General features: G+C 64.9%; 12 protein-coding genes and 1 pseudogene. 2 read left to right on the forward strand and 11 right to left on the reverse strand.

The features are described from left to right. Positions 1–4: 4 nt before the first annotated feature. Positions 5–2,344 carry a TonB-dependent receptor plug domain-containing protein gene (locus tag GXY01S_RS02795; protein WP_255210349.1) on the reverse strand — a complete coding sequence of 780 codons (2,340 nt, stop codon included), beginning with the start codon at positions 2,342–2,344 and terminating at the stop codon, positions 5–7. Between the two features lie 164 nt (positions 2,345–2,508). Between GXY01S_RS02795 and GXY01S_RS17895 the strand changes: the two genes are divergently transcribed. Together GXY01S_RS17895 and GXY01S_RS02800 are read left to right on the forward strand one after the other, a co-directional pair. Then, positions 2,509–2,730, forward strand: a complete 222-nt coding sequence (locus GXY01S_RS17895; protein ID WP_129551180.1) for a hypothetical protein — start codon at positions 2,509–2,511, stop codon at positions 2,728–2,730. Between the two features lie 424 nt (positions 2,731–3,154). Beyond that, on the forward strand, positions 3,155–3,547 hold the full coding sequence (locus tag GXY01S_RS02800; protein WP_174520897.1) for a hypothetical protein: 393 nt from the start codon (positions 3,155–3,157) through the stop codon (positions 3,545–3,547). A gap of 60 nt (positions 3,548–3,607) precedes the next feature. Here GXY01S_RS02800 and GXY01S_RS02805 read toward each other — a convergent pair whose 3' ends face one another. From GXY01S_RS02805 to GXY01S_RS17900, 10 genes and pseudogenes are all read right to left on the reverse strand, one after another. Continuing rightward, positions 3,608–3,883 carry a hypothetical protein gene (locus GXY01S_RS02805; RefSeq protein WP_061271860.1) on the reverse strand — a complete coding sequence of 92 codons (276 nt, stop codon included), beginning with the start codon at positions 3,881–3,883 and terminating at the stop codon, positions 3,608–3,610. After that, positions 3,880–5,337, reverse strand: coding sequence for a PepSY-associated TM helix domain-containing protein (locus GXY01S_RS02810; protein WP_061271861.1), 1,458 nt, complete (start codon positions 5,335–5,337; stop codon positions 3,880–3,882). Before GXY01S_RS02810 ends, GXY01S_RS02805 begins: the two co-directional genes overlap by 4 nt. Then, positions 5,337–5,654, reverse strand: a complete 318-nt coding sequence (locus GXY01S_RS18855) for a hypothetical protein (RefSeq protein WP_242501279.1) — start codon at positions 5,652–5,654, stop codon at positions 5,337–5,339. Before GXY01S_RS18855 ends, GXY01S_RS02810 begins: the two co-directional genes overlap by 1 nt. 207 nt (positions 5,655–5,861) lie before the next feature. Further along, complete coding sequence (locus tag GXY01S_RS02820; protein ID WP_061271862.1) at positions 5,862–6,632, reverse strand: hypothetical protein; 771 nt, start codon at positions 6,630–6,632, stop codon at positions 5,862–5,864. Positions 6,633–6,647: 15 nt separating this feature from the next. Beyond that, positions 6,648–7,280: a type 1 glutamine amidotransferase domain-containing protein gene (locus GXY01S_RS02825; RefSeq protein ID WP_082770696.1), complete on the reverse strand. Its 633-nt coding sequence runs from the start codon at positions 7,278–7,280 to the stop codon at positions 6,648–6,650. 225 nt (positions 7,281–7,505) lie between these two features. Then, positions 7,506–7,670 (reverse strand): hypothetical protein, encoded by a 165-nt coding sequence (locus GXY01S_RS18470; RefSeq protein WP_165165570.1) that lies wholly within the window; start codon positions 7,668–7,670, stop codon positions 7,506–7,508. Between the two features lie 214 nt (positions 7,671–7,884). After that, positions 7,885–8,247, reverse strand: coding sequence for a hypothetical protein (locus tag GXY01S_RS02830; RefSeq protein ID WP_242501280.1), 363 nt, complete (start codon positions 8,245–8,247; stop codon positions 7,885–7,887). 147 nt (positions 8,248–8,394) lie between these two features. Continuing rightward, the gene (locus GXY01S_RS16910) at positions 8,395–8,640 is read right to left on the reverse strand and encodes a hypothetical protein (RefSeq protein WP_082770685.1); all 246 of its coding nucleotides are present in this window, start codon (positions 8,638–8,640) and stop codon (positions 8,395–8,397) included. Positions 8,641–8,795: 155 nt separating this feature from the next. After that, positions 8,796–17,331, reverse strand: a pseudogene (locus GXY01S_RS02840) (GH36-type glycosyl hydrolase domain-containing protein). 53 nt (positions 17,332–17,384) lie between these two features. Further along, positions 17,385–17,576, reverse strand: coding sequence for a hypothetical protein (locus tag GXY01S_RS17900; RefSeq protein ID WP_129551181.1), 192 nt, complete (start codon positions 17,574–17,576; stop codon positions 17,385–17,387). Positions 17,577–17,665: the final 89 nt, after the last annotated feature.

Below are 17,665 nucleotides of genomic sequence, written 5' to 3' on the forward strand. Positions count from 1 at the left end.
CCGGTCAGAACGTGTATCCAAGGCGGGCGTAGTAATAACCGCCTTCATACCCGCCGGGCGCGGTCATGGGGTAGGCGAACACGCCACTGCTTTCCTTGAGCGCCTGCTTGTTGGTGCGGGTCGGGTATTTGTTGAACAGGTTGTTGGCCCCCAGCGTGATGACAAAACCATGGCCCACCCGCGCCGAGGCTTCAAGGTTCGTTATCACCTGCGGGCGCACATGGGTCCAGTAGGCGCCCGGATCGCTCTGGTAAACCAGCCACGCCACCCCGGCATAGCGCTGCTCCTGCACAAACACGCTGTAGCGGCCCTTGCTCCAGTTGAGCGAGAAGGATTCCTTGTTCTTGGGCGATGAGCGCAGCAGTTCCGTCTCGGCCGCCTTGGAGAAGTAGGTCTGCCCCAGCGTGGTCAGGATGCCCGGCGTGGAGGCGTAATGGGTCATTTCCGTATCGGCCGCATTGGCCTGCACGGAGCCGATCAGCACGCCGTATGAGGGCTTGATGGGGAATTTGTAGCTGATCTTGGCCGTGAAGCCATTGGTGGTGGTGTTGCCGATATTGGTCATGTAGCTGGCATAGGTGATGTTGTCGCCCACGCCATGGGCCGAGAGGTAGTTGGCCATGACCGTGCCGGAAAAGGCGCTGGTGCTCTCGATTCGGTCATTGATGTCGATGCGGTAGCCATCAACCGAAAGCTGAAGGTCGCGTACCGGCTTCCAATCCAGCCCGATGCTGTAGCTGCGCGAGTATTCGCCCTTGGGGTTGTGCGAGCCGAGCAGGCGCGCGACATCGTTGGTCTGTGACAGGTTGACGGTAGTGTAGCCCGGCCCCGAACTCGTGGCATCGTAATGGATCGCGCCCAGCGTGGGCGGGCGGTAGCCGGTATTGACGTTGGCATGGATCGAGAAGTTCTTGGTAAAGTTGTAGCGCGTGCCGATCGAGCCGGTGGGGGCCGTGGTGGTGTCGGAATAGTTCACCACATGGCCGCCGATCGTCCATTCCCATTTTGGGGTGACGAATATGTCCAGCCCCACATGGCCATCGAAAATGTCACGCGACCAGTTGCCCGCATTGCTGGGCTGAAAGCCGTTATACCCGGTCGCGCCTGGCGAGTTGCTGCCGGTATAATCCGGCCCCGTGGCCCATGACTGATAGTCGCCCGCGCCGATCTGGTAGGTATCGTGCCGGTATTCCAGCCCCCAGTCGAGCACGGCGGGCTTTGGCAGCGCGCGGCTTGAAAAGCGCTTGGAGAACTTGGCGCCCCCAATCAGTTCGGCATTGACGATCTTGCCCTGGTTGAAACTGGTCTGGCTCAGCGCGCCAAAGGTGGGGTTGTTGTCGTCATACACGCCCTCATTGACCTGCTCGCGCCCGAACGAGGCATAGGTGTTCCACGCAACGCCCGCGGGCATGGTACCGCGCAGGCCGCCATTGACCTGAAAATCCATTTCATCGAACGTTTCGATCGGCTCGAACCCGTTGGGGTGGAGCGATGGTACGTTGTTGATGTTGGTCGCCCCGCGAATGAAGCCGATGCGGTCGGTGCTGCGATGGGCGAGGGTGGCGGTGCCATAGGCCTCGACCGAGCGGCTGATGGGCATGTGAGCGTTGAAGCTGAACAGCTCGGCCAGCGAGCGGCTCAAGCCCTCGATGCGGTTGACATCGCCAAGCGTGGGGTTGATGCCATCGCGGTGGGTCGGGAGCTGGTTCTGCACCTGCCAGGCCAGGTCCATGCCGCCACCCTTGCTGCCAAGCTGGCGCTCAAGGTCGCCATAGGCGGTAATGTCCTGGCCATCGCCCTTGTAATAGCCGCTGTTCTGGATGTTGGCGGTGCCGCCATTGCGGTTGCCCGCCTTGAGCACGATGTTGATCGCGCCGCCAATGGCATCCTGCCCATAAAGCGCGGTGGCGCCCTCGGTCACGATTTCCACGTGGTCGATCGCGCTGAGCGGGATCAGGCTCAGGTCAGCCGGTTCCGTGCCCTGGGCGGGGCCATAGTTCCAGTTGCCAATCGCGCTGGCATGGCGGCGCACGCCATTGACGAGCACGAGCGTTTCATCCGCGTTGAGGTTGCGCAGGATGACGGTCTGGGTAGGGGTGGTGGAATAGCCGCCGCCGCCGCCGCCCGGTGGGGCGTTGATCTCGGGCGAGGACTGCTGGAGTGCCGCGATCACGTTTGTCTGCCCGGTCTTGAGCAGGTCGGCCCCCGTCACAATCGCCACCCGCGTGGTGCTGTGGCGCGGGGTGGAGGTGCGGAAGGCGGGCGAGACATCGCCCACATCCTTGGTGGTGGTGATGCGTTCGACCGCCGGATCGGCCCAGGCCCAGACAGGGGAGCAGGACACGGATACCACACCCGTCAGAAGGACAATTTTCGAGAGCCGTGCCGGCCTGGTGTGCGTGTTCATCCTGCGTCTTTCCTAGACTGAAGCCCGATTGCGGGCCTGATGCAGAGTCCTGTTCCCTGTCGTGCTATATTAATTCCACAACATTGATGTGTGTATAATTCATGAAAAATAACCTGGTCAACGGGCAAATATGTTTTTGCCGTGTCGTTACGTTATTTATGATGCCTGTTGTGCATAATAGACACACCCGCCCCGGCAACCATGGCGCCCTGCGCCCGCGCCAGATTGCTGCAATAAAAAAGCCCGGCAGCCAGAAAACGAGGCGGGATGACACGGCGGCCCGGATCATCACCAGCCATAAAATGTATTGTAAAGGTGCATGATGGCTGTGTGGCCATGATGGCGCCCTATACCGCCTCAGCCTGTATCCTTCTTAACGGGCAAGAGGTGATTGCGTTCGCTTGTTTCGTTTTTGAATCAGCTTTCCATGGTGGCCATGAGCATGGATCAGAAGATGGAACAATTTTACTATTGAAATCGTTAATTATGTAGCAAGGCCGTAAATGGGGCGCGCGCTTACCGGCCAGGGTCAGCGGAAAGCTTCGGCTCCCCGCCTGCCTTTGTGTTGAGGGGGGAGTGTGCGAGGGTAAGCGTGGCAGATGGTCGTGCGGCGTAACACGGCGGGGGGGGGCATGCAGGTGCGGCATGCCTGCACCCGGCCCTTGGCGGAGTACTGATACAGGACTGTGACAATCCGCCATTGTTTTGTCGTGTCGGGCCAGCACGATGGCAACATAAGGAGTAAGGATGATGACTCATACAAAATCATGGACCGTGGCCTTTGTTGCGATGGCGCTTGCGCTTGCGCCCGTAGCGGGGGTCTCCATTGCGCATGCCCAGCACGGCCCCGGCGGCGGTGGGCCAGGTGGTGGCGGCCATGGCGGCGGACCCGGTTTTGGTGGCCCCGGTGGCGGTGGTTTTCACGGTGGGCCGTATGGCGGTCCCGGCGGCCCGGGTGGCGGTCCACGCGGTGGTGGCTGGGATCGCGGCGGCTGGGGCGGTGGCGGTTGGGATCGTGGCCCCGGCTGGTACGGACCGCCGCCCTATCCGTATGAGGGGTACGGGTATGGATATGGTTATCCCGGCTATTACTATCCTTACGGCGGCTATGTCGGCGGCTGGGGTTGGGGCGGCTGGTAAAACCGGCTGAAGCTTGCTGAAAAAAAGCTGTATCCAAAACGTCTGCCGTTTTTTCGCTTTTTAAGGGCGGTTGGCCAACCTGCGTCCCACGGCAAGGAGGCTGGCCGCCAGCAGACCGGCGAATGACAGGGCGGCAAACCATGAAAGCAGCCCCATGACAGGCCCCTGAATGCTCACGGCCAGCCCCAGCCCCCCGGTGGGCAGCCCCAGCCGCATCATGCGGGCAAGGCGCTGGCCTGTGGGGCCGGGAGTGGGCAGGCCGTAGCGTGCGGACCACAGGGCGGCATGGCACATGAAGGTTGCCAGCCACAGCGCGAGAAGCAGCACGAAGGTCATGCGCCCCGTCGCCCCAGCCTGTGGCGGGCGTAAAGTGCCATGATCGCGGCCCCTGACCCCAGGCCATCCACCGCCATGTGCAGCCCCGGCAGCGCATGGAACGCAGCGGGGCAGCAAAGCAGGTCAATTACCGGCAGGCTTGTGCCCAGCAGCCCGACAAGGCCCAGCTGTGCCCGCCATGCGTGGTGTGCCTGTCCCCGCAGGGTATTAAAAAGGGCATGCGACGCACATAGCGCCCATACCGTAAAGAAAATCCCCGTTTCCCAGTCCTCACGCCCGGTCAGGCTGGCGGGTACAAGCCGGTTGCCCGCTAAAAACGCCAGCATGGCGGCGGGTAGCCCGGCAATAACCGTTACGTTCAGCCCATCTGCCAGCCGGTAGGCCCATCTGTGGCCCGCATGGCGGCGGCGCTTCATCACGAACAGGACCAGCCCGCTGGCCATGACGGCGGTGCCACACAGGCCGGACAGGAAATACAACCACCGCAAACCCGGCGGGGCAAAACGGGCATAATGCAACCCGTGCATCAACTGCATGGTGCGGGCAATGGGGGTGGCGGTTGTATCAACCGGGAGGGGACGGCCTTCGGGCAGGCTGAAATCGGCATGATCACGGGTCAGGAACGCGCTGCTGGCATCGCCTGCAAAAATGGATACGCGCTGCGGGGCAAAAAGGATGAAACCCGGTTCCTGCCCCGCCAGGCTGGCGCGCGCCTGGGCCAGCAGGGGGGCTAGTTGCACCCGCGCCATTTCCGGCATCGGGGCAGGGGGCGGCGCAGGCACCTGCACAGACCGCGCTGCGGGGCGTGGGGTCACGGGCACGATCATGTCCGCCTTAACCAGCACGCCCGTATAGGCCATCATGACCATGAAGGGCAGGAACAGCACGCCCATCAGCAGATGCGCATCAAGCCACGCCCGCAGTCGGGCCGTGGACAGGCGCAGCAGGATGATATCAGGCACCAGCGCGTGAAGATGAATGACAACACCGGATATAATGGCAACCAGAAGGATCATTCCGGCAATATTGACAATAATCGTGCCTACCTGCGGGCCAAGGAACAGCGTGTGGTGGAAATTATAGAACAGCCCGCCCCCCGCTGTAATCCGCGCCGGTATCACCGCGCCCGTGGCCGGGTCGAGCCGCGCGCCAACAAATTCATGGCCGTTGTAATGCAGCACGTCCAGCGTGGGCGAGCGGGCCGAGGGCAGGGCGATAAAGGCCGATACGCCACGGGCCTGCCCGGCTGCGACCAGATGTGCCGCCGCATCCAGCGCCGGAGCACCGGGTTGCACAGGGGCGGTCAGCCGCAGTTCTGGCTGCATCCAGCGCGTGATTTCCATATTGAACACCGCCACGCTGCCAGTGGCGAAGATGCAGGTCAGCACCAGCCCGGCCCCATAGCCAAACCAGCCGTGCAGCCAGCCAAGGCGGGTACGCAGGGTTTCGCGCATCAGGCTGCAAACAGGATCAGGCCCGCGGCAAGGCAGCCACAGGCCCCCACCATCAGCAACCCCGCATGCCGTTTCCATGCGCCAAAGCCGACCACCACCATGACCGGCAGACCCAAAAGCGCGATCATCTGGCCCAGATGGACGCGGTCGGTCCCACCAGCGCCTGCGGCAATACCCGCCACCAGCAGGCGGGCAACGCCATAGGCCAGCAGGCAGGCGACTACGGCGCAGGCCACCCTGTTGCGGTTGAGGCGTGCGGTGTGCGCGCGCCGGTCAGAGGGTCTTGTGCGAGGAGCAGGTTCATTAATGCGACGCATTTGCATCGTATGCTTATGCCACATAATATCCCGCCCTGCGAAGCCCCGGAAACGATATTATTCTGTTCCAGACCTGTTCAGCATGCAGGTACACAGGGCCGTGCAGTTGCCCCGATCGAATTAAAGATAAAAATTTCTGGGTGCCCCCCTTTTTTCAAAAAGGCGGCGTCTGGCGAAACATTATGGAGAAAAATTCCCCATTGTATTTTATGCTGACTGACCCACCGGAGGAGTGAGGCGACCGGGATTGGCTTTCCAATCGCGCAGGGCTTCCTCGCAATAGGGTAGCACTTCAAACACGGCCATGGCCCCGAGTGCGCCCAGAGCGTAGCGCAGGCCCAGCGGCACGTGCTTGGGGCGGATGGGGTGGGAGCGGATCACCTTGCGCCCCAGCAGCGCCTGAAGCTGCGGCCAGTGCAGCACGGCTATCAGCGCAACAGCCAGCAGCGGCACCATTTCCAGGAAGCTGTGCACGTGCTGCTCGACGGGCTGTACCTCGCGCCGGGTTACGGCGTAGCTGACATCCCACATCGCCGTGGCTTCATGCACGAAAAACGAGGCGATCATCAGTGACAGCACGGGCGCGTCAATTTCCAGGAACAGGCCCGCCAGCACGGGGAAGGCGGCCTCGCCCAGCATAAGCAGATGGATGCCGGTTTCCTTCAGTCCGGTCGTGTGCTCGATATCCGTGCGGCGGTGGCACCACCAGTCTGTCAGGCCCGCTGTCAGCCACAGCGGAATCACAAAATACTGGATCACCTTGCGCGCGACCTGCCGTGTCGTGTCGGTCTCGGCGGGTGCACGCTCATGCGGTTCGGGGTGGGAGGCTGGCGGGGATGCATGCGCCGTGGCCACGGGTGCATCGGCTGCAACCTTGCGCCCGCGCCACCAGGCCACAAAACCGGCCCCCAGCGTGGCGGCGCCCGCGCAGAGCATGGTGGTTGCGTAATAGCGCAGAAAAGTCGGGTTCTTCATCATCGGGCTGCCCTTCCTTTACTGCGCCGCGCGGTGAGGGGCTTTGGCAAACAGGGCGATGATGGCCGGACAGAACACCTTGAGGTCATGCGGGTTGCGCGATGTGACCAGCATGCCATCGCGCACCACGTCGCGGTCCACCCAGTGCGCGCCTGCATTGGTCAGGTCCACGCGCAGCGAGGGCCATGAGGTGAGCGTATGCCCGCGCACGCCCTCGGCGTTGATCAGCGTCCATGCGCCGTGACAGATGGCGGCAATGGGCTTGTCCGCCTGCACGAATGCCCGCACAAAGCTTACGGCCTGTGGGTCCATGCGCAGGTGGTCGGGGCTGGTCGTGCCGCCGGGCAGGACAAGGCCGTCAAAATCATCGGCATTGGCTTCGTTGACCGGCATGTCCACACGCAGCCGCCGCGTGGGGTTTACATCGGCCTTCATGGCCTGGATTTCACCCGCTTCAGGCGCAACAAGCACCGTATGGGCGCCTGCTGCGCGCAGGGCGGCCGCCGGTTCGCCCAGTTCCACCTCTTCCACGCCATTGGTGGCCAGAAAGGCAATGCGGCGCCCCGCCAGCGTGCCGTGGGCGGCAGGGGCCTGCGGATCGGGATTGTGGGTGGATGAGGCTGACATCGCGCCGGATGCATGGATGGCCATGGCTGTTCTCCGTGTGCTGTAAAATAAGATATTGCTGCGGGCCAGGGCCTGCACGGGCATGAACTGCGCTCGCAAAGGACGATGGCCTGCCGTAAAAAAGCTTTGAAAGAACGCCGCCTTTTTGGGAAAAGGCGGCACCCAAAAAACTTTTATCATTTTAAAGGAATGATTTTACGTTCTGGCAGCCTGTTAAAGGCCCCCGTCATCCCGAATAAGCATGATGGCCTACTTCGTATTATGCGGCTGCGAGCGTGGTCCGGTGGTGCGCCCCTGCGATGGCGGATCGCTGGCCGGAAAGCTCTCGTCAAGCGCTTCGTCGCGGCCCTCGTCTTCATGTTGCTCGGCGGGGGTGGGCTTTTTTTCTTCCTTGGGGTCGGGGCTGCTGGACATGATCATGCATCCTTGCGCTGAAGTGGCGTTGGTGGGGGCGGCGGGTCATCAAACGGGTCTGGACCGTCTGGCCCTGGTGGCGGTGGGTCACGCAATGGCAGGGGCGGACCTGGTGGGGGCATGGGGGGCTGACCACAGGGGATGTACATGCCTGTTCTCACATAAGGCACGGAACCGCGCGGTATCGGGCGCAGGTTCCGTGCGGCTGCATGGCTTACTGTTCGCTGCTATCGGCGGGCGAGGGGGTCTTGTCGCCACCGCGGCTGCTGCGCCCTTCCGATCCGGGATGGGTATGGCTGTGGCCATGCGGGGTGGCGCTGCCAGAGGGATCATTATTGTCCGGTGGCTGTGTGCCGGGCTGTTCGCCCACGGTGCGCGGGTTGTTCCACAGCTTGTCCGACGGTTCAACGCGCTGGCCGTTTGTTGAGGTGGCCGAGGGCGGGTTGCGCCCCACCTGCGAAGCCGCTGAATTGGCTGTTGGTGCCGGCGCGCCGCCCATGTCGGACTGGGCTATGGCAAGGGCGGGTACACTTGCCACGACGCCTGCAAGCAAGGTGAACTGCAGAATCTTTTTCATGGTTGTGTCTTCTTTCATTATGGGTGCGAACCACGCATTAAAGGCAGGATTCCAGTAAAATGTTCCAGTATGCGTCTTCCTGCCGTGTGAATACTTTTTCATGACCCCAATTTGAGCATGAATACTTCAGGTATTACCCGGTCGCCGTCAGGGCTTCCTGGCGGGTGTCGCGTCGGGCTGGTCTTTGGCGCGACCGTGTTCGGCGCAGTGCTGCTGCGCGCCCTTGTGGCTGGTGGCTTCGACCCGCTCGTCATTGTCGAGGCTGGATTCCGGCTCGTCCTCGCCCTTGCGGGGCTTGCCGTGCCCTTCAGCCTTGGGGGCGGCATGGCCTTCATCCACGGGGTTTGAAGGAACAGCGCCGCCACGCGCGCGCCGGTGCGTAAGGTAAGACATGATCCCTGTCCTTTAATGAAAAAGGCAGCAGTCACAACTGCGTCTTGTCCTGCTGTCAGTCAGTCAACGGCACATGGGCGGGATGGTTCGGGCCTTTTGCATGGCGGATGGTAAATTAATAAGTGATGCCGCTGCGCCTGCAACCGGCCCCTCCGTCACGTTGCTGCCTGCGGTGGTGGCCCGAGTGTCACGGCCACGATATGGGTCGCGCCATCATCGAGCATCGTGATCGGGTCGGTGGCGGGCAGGTCCACCCCATCCAGCACGACATGGCGCACGCCCGTGCTGACATGCGCGGGGTTGCTGACCGTTATGGCATAGGTTGCGGTGCGCCAGCGCAGCCGCGCCGTGAATTCGGGCCACCCGGGCGGAATGCACGGGTCAACGACCAGCGTCGTGCCCAGCACGCGCAGGCCAAGCAGGGTTTCCACGCCCACGCGCTGCATCCATCCGGCCGATCCGGTGTACCACGACCAGCCACCGCGCCCCACATGTGGCGGGCGGGAATAGACGTCGGCTGCGACAACATAGGGCTCCAGCCGGTAACGCCCGGCGGCCTCGGGGGTCAGGCTGTGGTTGATGGGGTTGATGATGTGCAGCAGGGCATGCGCCTGCGCCCCGTCGCCCAGGGCAGCGAAGGCCATGACAGTCCACAGGGCGGCATGGGTGTACTGGCCGCCATTTTCGCGTATGCCGGGCGGGTAGCCACGGATATAGCCCGGATCCGGGCCAATGGTGTCAAACGGCGGGGCAAGCACCAGTACCAGTCCTTCATCGGCGCGTACCAGCCGTGCGCGCACCGAGCGCATGGCGTGGGCCACCCGGTCAGGCGCGCCGACGCCAGACAGCACCGACCATGACTGCGATATGGCATCAATCTGGCATTCCGCGCTGGTATGTGACCCCAGTGGCGTGCCGTCATCAAAATAGGCGCGCAGGTACCAGTCACCATCCCACGTGGCCTCGAGTGCCGTGGCGAGGGCCTGCCTGTGTGCCTCCCATGCCTGCGCGCGGGTGTCCTCACCCCGGCTGCGCGCCAGCGGAATGAAGGTGCCCAGGGCTACGTGCAGGAACCAGCCCAGCCACACGCTCTCGCCCCGGCCATGCTCGCCCACGCGGTTCATGCCATCGTTCCAGTCACCCGTGCCCATCAGCGGCAGGCCGTGCGCGCCGGTGGCCAGCGCATGATCGAGCGCGCGGGCACAGTGCTCGAACAGGGTGCCGGTTTGCGATGAGACCGTCGGGACCATGAAGCGGTCATGTTCCTCCAGCGCCAGGGGCGGCGCCTCGAGGAAGGGGATGATCTCGTCAAGCACCCCGCCGTCGCCCGTCGTGCTGACATAATGCGCCACCGTATAGGCCAGCCATGCCCGGTCATCGGAAATATGGGTGCGCACGCCAGCACCTGTCTGCGGCAGCCACCAGTGCTGCACGTCGCCCTCCACGAACTGGCGGCTGGCCGCGCGCAGCAGGTGGGCGCGCACGGCTGCGGGGCGGCATAGCGCCAGCGCCATGCCATCTTGCAACTGGTCGCGAAAGCCATAGGCCCCGCTGGCCTGGTAGAAGCCCGCGCGCGCCCAGACCCGGCTGGCCAGGGTCTGGTAAAGCAGCCAGCCATTGAGCATGATGTCGAGCGCGCGGTCGGGCGTGCTGACCTGTATGGAGCCGGTCACCTGCTCCCACTCGCTGGTTGCGGCTTCAAGCACGGCATCAAGGTTGGCAGTGCGGTAGTGGGTGATGAGGCGGCGGGCATCGGCCTCGTTTTCGCCTTCACCGAGCAGGAAGACGATCTCCACACGGCCTCCCGGTGGCACGGTGGCCATGGTCTGCACCACGCCACACGGGTCCAGCCCCGCGCCGGTGCGACCCTGCACGCCGTTGGGGCGGGTGAAGGCGGCAGGATTTTCCACGCTGCCGTTGCGCCCGATGAATGCCGTGCGATCGCCTGAACTGGCACTGAGGTAGCCGCCCATATCGGCAAACGCGACCCGACCGGCATATTCCGCCTGCCAGCGGTTGCGCGCGAACAGCGCACCCGTCTCGCCATCGCGTTCGGTCAGGATGAAGGGCGCGGCCTTGCTGCGCGCGGGGCCAAGCACCCATTCCACATAGGCCGTAACCGACAGGGTGCGCGGCTGGGCAGAGAGGTTGCGCAACTGTATGCGCGTGATCTTGACCGGGTCAGTAGGCGGCACGTACTGCAAGAGCGTGCTGGCAATGCCGTGGGCCACGCGGTCCTGACGTGTGTAGCCGCGCCCGTGGCGGGTGACGTAGGTTGCCGCCGCGTCGCGCCGTGTCGCGGCACTCGGGCACCACAGCGTGCCGCTGTTCTCGTCGCGCAGGTAGATGATCTCGCCGCAATGGTCGCTGACCGGGTCGTTCGACCATGGCGTGAGCTGGTGCTCGCGGCTGTTGCCTGACCACGTATGGCCGCTGCCTTCCGCCGTGACCTGAAAGCCGAATGTCTCGTTGGTGATGATGTTGACCCACGGCGCGGGCGTGGCCTGGCCGGGGCCAAGCACGATCACGTATTCGCGCCCGTCCTGTGCAAATCCGCCATGCCCGTTGAAGAATTCAAGCGCGGGCACGGGCGGCACGGCAAAGGCGGTGGCGGGCTGGCGTGGCATGGGGCGCGCAGGGAGGCCGGAGCGTGCCAGCGGACCATCGGCGCGGTCAAGCTGTTCGGCCAGCCCCTGGCCTGCCACCAGCACCACGCGCGCGACCGACAGGATCAGGTCCAGCACCACGGGTGTGACGAGATCGGCGCGCAGCACGCGCACCGACCCTGCCGTGCTGGCCGTGCGCGGGGTGGCATGCACCATCTGGTCGAGCGCCACCTGCAGGTCCTGCATGTAGGAGGATGGATGTTCGTTGAGAATGACAAGATCCACCGCGACCTGCTTGAGGCACAGATATTCCTGCGCCACAAGCACGAGGCGCACCAGGGCCGTGTCATCGGCGGCCCTGATACGCAGCACGAGCAGCGGCAGATCGCCTGAAATGCCCTGCCCCCAGAGCAGTGGCTGCGGCCCGGCACCGCGGGCAATGGTCGTGGCATCGGTCCGCAGGGCCGGCCCTGCGTAAAGGATGTGGGCCGCGAGGCGCTGGAACAGGTCCGCCGTGGCGGGGCTGATGTCGAGATGGCGCAACTGCACCTGTGCCTGCGTCCACGCCAGCGTGCGCACGCGCGTGAAGGCCGTGGTGTCCTGATGGGTGTCGATCATGTCCAGCAGGGCGGCGCGGGTGGGGGCGGCCATGGTCCACACCGTGAGGCGGGCCACGGCACCGGGGCGGATGGAGAGCGTGGTGCGGATGGCAAAGGCCGGGTCGAGCACCGTGCCGGTCGCACCCGACAGGCGCGCATGCGCATTCAGGGCCGCGGGGTCATGCATATCATGGCGGCGGCCGATAAAGCGGGCGCGGTCGGTTTCCACCTCAACCGCGCTGTCACACACCGCCATCTGCGCCACCCATATCCCGGCCTCATCGGGAGCGCGCCTGCGGCGGGTGGCGATCAGCGCGCGGGATTCAGGCAGGTATTCGGTCTGCACGAACAATTTGGTGAAGGCCGGGTGCGCCAGATCCGCATCCTGCCCCAGCAGGGCCAGTTCGCTGTAGCTGGTGACCTCGATCTCCATCGTCTCGCTGCCCGCGTTGTAGAGCGAAAGCTGGCGGGCCTCGGCGTCATCCTCGGCGGAGACCAGTATTTCCAGCGTCGTGGTCAGGTTGCCATCGCGGCGGGCGAACTCGGCGCGATCTTCATGAAAGGCCACGCCATATTCATCCGGCTGTGCGGCGCAGGGCTGTGCCGTGGCCGACCATACCCGGCCCGTGCCCCGGTCGCGCAGGTAGATGTACTGGCCGTATTCATCACATGTCATGTCCTCGCGCCAGCGGCTGTAGCCTGACCCCGCCGCCGTGAGCATGACCGTGTACCGCCCGTTGGAAAGCAGGTGGGTGACCGGCTGCACCGTGTCGGCCCGGTCAAGGTAACGGCCCGCGGGCGTTGTAACGGGTGGGGCGGGGGCCTTGCTGTCATCTTCGAGTGGCAGGGGGCGGGCTACGGCCCCCCTGCGTGGCGCGCGTTCCTGCAGCAGCAGTTCGGCCGAGGCCATGAGCGGATCATCATGAAAGCGCGTGCGCATGATGCCGCCCATGAGCGTATCGGCCACCGCAAGGATCGTCATGCCCTGATGGTGCGCCATGTAGGCCCGGATGATGGCGACAGGGCTGCGGTCCGGCACGCGGCCGGGCGTGTAGTCGAGGGATTCATAAAACCCGTACCGGCCCAGCGCGCCGGTTTTTTCCAGCACGTACAGATTGGCCACCGCCTTTTGCGGGTCGACCATGGCGGCAAGTGCCGTGGCGTAGGGGGCCACGACCCGGTCCAGCCCCAGCCCGCGCTTGAGCCCCAGCCCCGGCACGCCAAAGTTGGAATACTGGTAGGTATATTCCAGGTCGCGCACGTTATAGGCGGATTCCGATATGCCCCACGGCAGGCCGCGCGCCTGCCCGTAGGCGATCTGGCGCTGCACGATCAGCGTATTGGTCTGCTCGAGCAAGCAGGCTGCCCATGGGTGCGCGCATGACCAGCGAGGGCATGAGATATTCAAACATCGACCCCGACCACGACACCAGCGCCGCCCCGTTGCCCACCGGGGTGATGGAGCGGCCAAGGCGGAACCAGTCCTGGGCAGGCATGTCGCCCTTGGCGATGGCGAAAAATACCGCCAGCCGCGCCTCCGATGCCAGGAGGTCGTAGCAGTTCCCGTCCTGCGTGTTCTCCGCCACGAGGTAGCCGATCGAGAGCAGCTTGCGGGCGGGGTCGCACATGAACCTGAAATCCATCTCCTGCGCCATGTGCCGCGCCGCCTGCGCCAGGGCTGTAAGGCGCGGGCCAAGGGTTGCGTGCAGGTTCGGGTCAAGGTCGCGCGCGTGGCTCTCCAGCGTGCGCAGGGGGGCCGCGATCCAGAACAGCGGGTCGGTTGCGATGTCAGGCGCGGTGTCGGGCAGGTTGCTGTACAGCACGGCGGCGTGATCGACCGTGGCCTGCGCCTGGCGGCGCAGGCGGGCGAGTTCGGCTGCCGAGCGGGGAGTAGTGTCGGACAGGACCGCGTTTTTCAGCCCCGTGAGCAGGCGCAGCAACTGCCGCTCGGGGGCGCTATGGTTGCGGCGCGCGCCATTGCTGAAGGTGAGGTCGGCCATGGCGATGTTGAGCGCATCGGTCATGCCCGCGCGCCACGGATCGGTTTCCGGCCCGCGTTCAGCCCAGCGCTGGCACGCGCTGGCCAGCGCGATGAGATGACCGGCCATGTTGCCGCTATCCACGCTCGACACATAGGCGGGATCAAGCGGGCGCAGGTCATCGGTTGCGTACCAGTTGTAAAAATGCCCCCGGTAGCGCGGCATGCGGGCCAGGGTGGCGAAGGTCGCCTCCAGCCGGGCCACGGTATCGGCCAGTCCGGTCCAGCCAAAATCACGCGCGCTGATGGTGCACAGCAGGTAGAGGCCGATATTGGTGGGCGAGGTGCGGCGCGCCAGCAGGGGGGCAGGGTCTTCCTGAAAATTGTCAGGGGGCAGCATGCTGTCGGCGGGGGTGACGTAGGTCTCGAAAAAGCGCCATGTGCGCCGCGCGGTCATGCGCAGGGCGCGGATATCGGTGCGCGAGGGGCGCGAGCGCGCGGCAATGACCGGCGTGCGGCTGGCCCACATGGCAATGGCGGGCGAAAGCCCCCACAGCACCGCCACCGGCACGCACAGGAACAGGCTCCACGACGCCCACAGGCAGGTGGCAAGCGTGATGCCACCTGCCAGAACCGGCCCGGACAGCATATGCCCGTAATACCCCGCAATTCCGGGGCGCATGCGGTCGGTCAACTGGTCGGCCGGCACCCATTGCAGCATGTGCCGCCTAGTTATGAACACGCGCACCATCGTGCGCCCGATCGCATCGGCCATGAACCATGCCTGGTGGGCAAGGAAGGTGATGTTGAGGAAGGTCATCACCCCTGCCTCGGCGCTGGCAGCGCCGAGCACGCTGAAATAGCTGCGCAGGGTGATCCATTCCCGCCGGGGCACGAAATCGGCCAGTACGGGCAGGAAGGCGGGCAGGGCGATGGCCAGCAGCATGAAGGCGGTCCAGGCAAGGGCGACCTGAAAAGGCAGGAACCATGCCCCCACCAGTGCGGCAGTTGCCAGCGGCATGCTGAGCGTGCGGCGCAGGTTGTCGAGCATCTTCCACCGTGCGATGCCTGATACGTGGCTGCGTGGCGTGCGGCCCGCGCCCGACATGACCCATGGCAGAAGCTGCCAGTCGCCGCGTGTCCAGCGATGCAGGCGCTGGGCGGCGACAAGGTAGTCGGTGGGAAAATCCTCCACCACCTCGATGTCGGATACCAGCCCCGCGCGGGCGAAAATGCCCTCGAACAGGTCATGGCTGAGCAGTGTCGAGTCCGGCACGCGCCGGGCAAGGGCCGCCTCGAAGGCATCGATGTCGTATATGCCCTTGCCGGCGTATGACCCTTCGCCAAACATGTCCTGGTAGAGATCGGACACGGCGGCGGAATAGGCGTCTATGCCGCTGGCGCTGGCATAGATGCGTTGGAACAGCGTGCTGTGGTGGCCGACCGGCAGGGCAGGTGTTACCCGTGGCTGGAGGATGGCATAGCCTTCATGCACCCGGCCCGATACGGGGTCGAAGCGCGGGGCATTGAGCGGGTGGGCGATCTTGCCGATCAGGCGGCGCACGGTTTCAAGCGGCAGGCGCGTGTCGGCATCAAGCGTGATGACGTATTGTATGGCCTGTGGCAGGGGGTGCGCCGCTGGCATGAAGGTGGTGTCGGTCGCGCCGCGCAGCAGGCGGTTGAGTTCGTGCAGCTTGCCGCGCTTGCGCTCCCAGCCCATCCACACCTGTTCGCTCTCCACCCAGACCCGCCTGCGGTGCAGCACGAAAAAGCGCGTGCCGCCGGGGGCGGGGCCATATTTGTGGTTGAGTTTCGCCACGCCTGCGAGTGCTGCCGCCAGCAGGGGCTGGTCATCGGGCGCGTCCGGGGCGGGGGTGTCGGGCCAGTCGGTCAGGAGGGCGAAATGCACTTCGTCATCACGCGTGGCAAGGTAGTGCACCTCAAGGCGGGCCAGCAGGGCGGCTACGGTGGCGGACGTGGTGAGCAGGGCGGGCACCACCACCATGCTGCGTCGCGTGGGTGGAATCCCCTCCTTGAACTCAAGCCCCGGCAGGGCGGTGGCCTGTATGACCTCGAGCGCCAGGCGGTTCACGCACGCGACCGCCGCCTCGGATGCGGGCACGAAGGCAAGGGCTGCCAGCAGCCATGAAGCGCCCCCCATGGCGGCATCGCACAACCACAGCGGCAGGGCGAGGAAAAGGAGCGTCAGCGTGGTAACGACTGCGCTGTAGGCCATGATGCCGCGTGCGCAGAACGCCCGCACCAGCGTGAGCCTTGCAGTGGGGCGGAAACCGATGGCGCTCTCAAGCTGCGTCCGCCCCGCCATGAGCAGGTAATAGCCGGGGTCGGCACGGCGGGGGTCATCGGGGGTTGCGGCCTCGGCCTGCCGGGCCAGAGCTACCGCGTGTTCGGCTATGGCGATTTCGCTCAGTCCGCAGCCGCGCGCGAGTTCCTCTATGGCCTTGCGATACAGGTCGCGACTGGCAAAATCAGCCGTGGTGAAGCTGTCATAGGCCCCGAACACCCGGTTGACGAGGCAGACCCGCTCGAAAGCCTCGGTCCAGTCAAACCCCGCGATCAGGCGCAGGCTGGTAATGATGTTGCGGATGGTGGCGTTGAACGCGCCCTGTTCAAGCAGGTCGTCGCGCACCGCGTTGTCCATGGTGGTGCCCCGGTCGGCCAGGCGCTGCGCCAGCCAGATCAGGGCGGGATCCTTTTCCGGGTCCAGCCCGCGCGAGCGGTGGACAAGCTGGGCGGTAAAGGCGTGGGTAAGCGTGTGTGGCGCCACCGAGGCAAGCAGGGCGGACAGGGTGGCGGGCGTATCCTTGCGGCAGGCGGCAAGCTGGTCGGCCAGGGCGTCGGCTTCGCGCCTGCTGGCATTGTTGGCCATGATGGCGCTCGTAACCCTGCGCAGGTTCTCGATCAGCACGATGCGCAGCGTGATGGATACGGCCCACAGTTCGCCAATGTTCAGTGGCGTGACACTCAGGTAGGCCAGCAGGTAGGCGTAGAGCATGGCGGGCTGGATATTGCTGTCAGTGTGCGCCACGAGCGCCCATGTAACGCCAAACACGCGCGGCAGGCCCGCAAACGGTCCGCTCGCCAGCTTGGGCAGGCGCGCGTAGTAGCCCGGCGGCAGGTCAAGGTCCGTCTCGCGGATCTGCATGTCGATCAGGGCATAGTTATCGGCCAGCCACTGGGCGGCGGGGGTCAGTTGCCTGCCCGCCTGCATGGCCTCGGCAATGCGGGCATCCGCCGCGCGCAGGAAGGCGCCGTTCTGCGCCAGCCTGCGTGACAGGGGCTGCCCGTACCCGCGTGGGTCAGGGGTGATGGTCTGGGCGGCGGCCAGGCTTCTGGCATGGACTTCGAGCCGTTCGGGGCCAAAAATCTCGCTTCTGACGGGGGCGGCATCCTCCTGCCATGCCGGCTGGGCGGTCCATCGGGGCAGGCGCGCCAGCCAGGAGCGCGACGCACCACCGGGTCGAGAGGGGCGTGTGGTGGCGTTCATGTCATGCTCCAGCCGGAGCGCGTGGGGTCGAACCGCCACGCGCTCGTGTGTTTTCATTTACGGAAAAGGCTTTTCCTTGGCTGTTGTGCCGGGGGCTGTTGCGCCGGGTTGGCAAGACGGTGCGACAGGCAGGGCCGGGCCTGCGCCGGTGGCGTATCGGGCCGCGTGGGCGCCAGTATGAGGGATGGGGGCCTGACTGCGGGCTTGTCCGGGCTTTGTGCCAGGCGGGTGCGGGGTACATCCATCGGCTGTCCTCCTTTGTCTGGAGCGGGTGGCTACATGTAAAGGGTGGTGCAGGGGTGCCGCGCGCAAGGGCGGCCTGCATGGCATGAAC

The organism is Komagataeibacter xylinus NBRC 15237, from assembly GCF_001571345.1.
In the GTDB taxonomy this organism is placed as follows: Bacteria; Pseudomonadota; Alphaproteobacteria; order Acetobacterales; family Acetobacteraceae; genus Komagataeibacter; species Komagataeibacter xylinus.

What these genes read in the sequence shown, in the direction of transcription:
- GXY01S_RS18470 (WP_165165570.1), bottom strand. Translation starts at nt 7,670, where the DNA reads ATGTCCAGCAGCCCCGACCCCAAGGAAGAAAAAAAGCCCACCCCCGCC.
- GXY01S_RS02810 (WP_061271861.1), bottom strand. Translation starts at nt 5,337, where the DNA reads ATGCGCGAAACCCTGCGTACCCGCCTTGGCTGGCTGCACGGCTGGTTT.
- GXY01S_RS16910 (WP_082770685.1), bottom strand. Translation starts at nt 8,640, where the DNA reads ATGTCTTACCTTACGCACCGGCGCGCGCGTGGCGGCGCTGTTCCTTCA.
- GXY01S_RS02825 (WP_082770696.1), bottom strand. Translation starts at nt 7,280, where the DNA reads ATGGCCATCCATGCATCCGGCGCGATGTCAGCCTCATCCACCCACAAT.
- GXY01S_RS02805 (WP_061271860.1), bottom strand. Translation starts at nt 3,883, where the DNA reads ATGACCTTCGTGCTGCTTCTCGCGCTGTGGCTGGCAACCTTCATGTGC.
- GXY01S_RS02800 (WP_174520897.1), top strand. Translation starts at nt 3,155, where the DNA reads ATGATGACTCATACAAAATCATGGACCGTGGCCTTTGTTGCGATGGCG.
- GXY01S_RS17900 (WP_129551181.1), bottom strand. Translation starts at nt 17,576, where the DNA reads ATGGATGTACCCCGCACCCGCCTGGCACAAAGCCCGGACAAGCCCGCA.
- GXY01S_RS02830 (WP_242501280.1), bottom strand. Translation starts at nt 8,247, where the DNA reads ATGAAAAAGATTCTGCAGTTCACCTTGCTTGCAGGCGTCGTGGCAAGT.
- GXY01S_RS02820 (WP_061271862.1), bottom strand. Translation starts at nt 6,632, where the DNA reads ATGATGAAGAACCCGACTTTTCTGCGCTATTACGCAACCACCATGCTC.
- GXY01S_RS17895 (WP_129551180.1), top strand. Translation starts at nt 2,509, where the DNA reads ATGAAAAATAACCTGGTCAACGGGCAAATATGTTTTTGCCGTGTCGTT.
- GXY01S_RS18855 (WP_242501279.1), bottom strand. Translation starts at nt 5,654, where the DNA reads ATGCGTCGCATTAATGAACCTGCTCCTCGCACAAGACCCTCTGACCGG.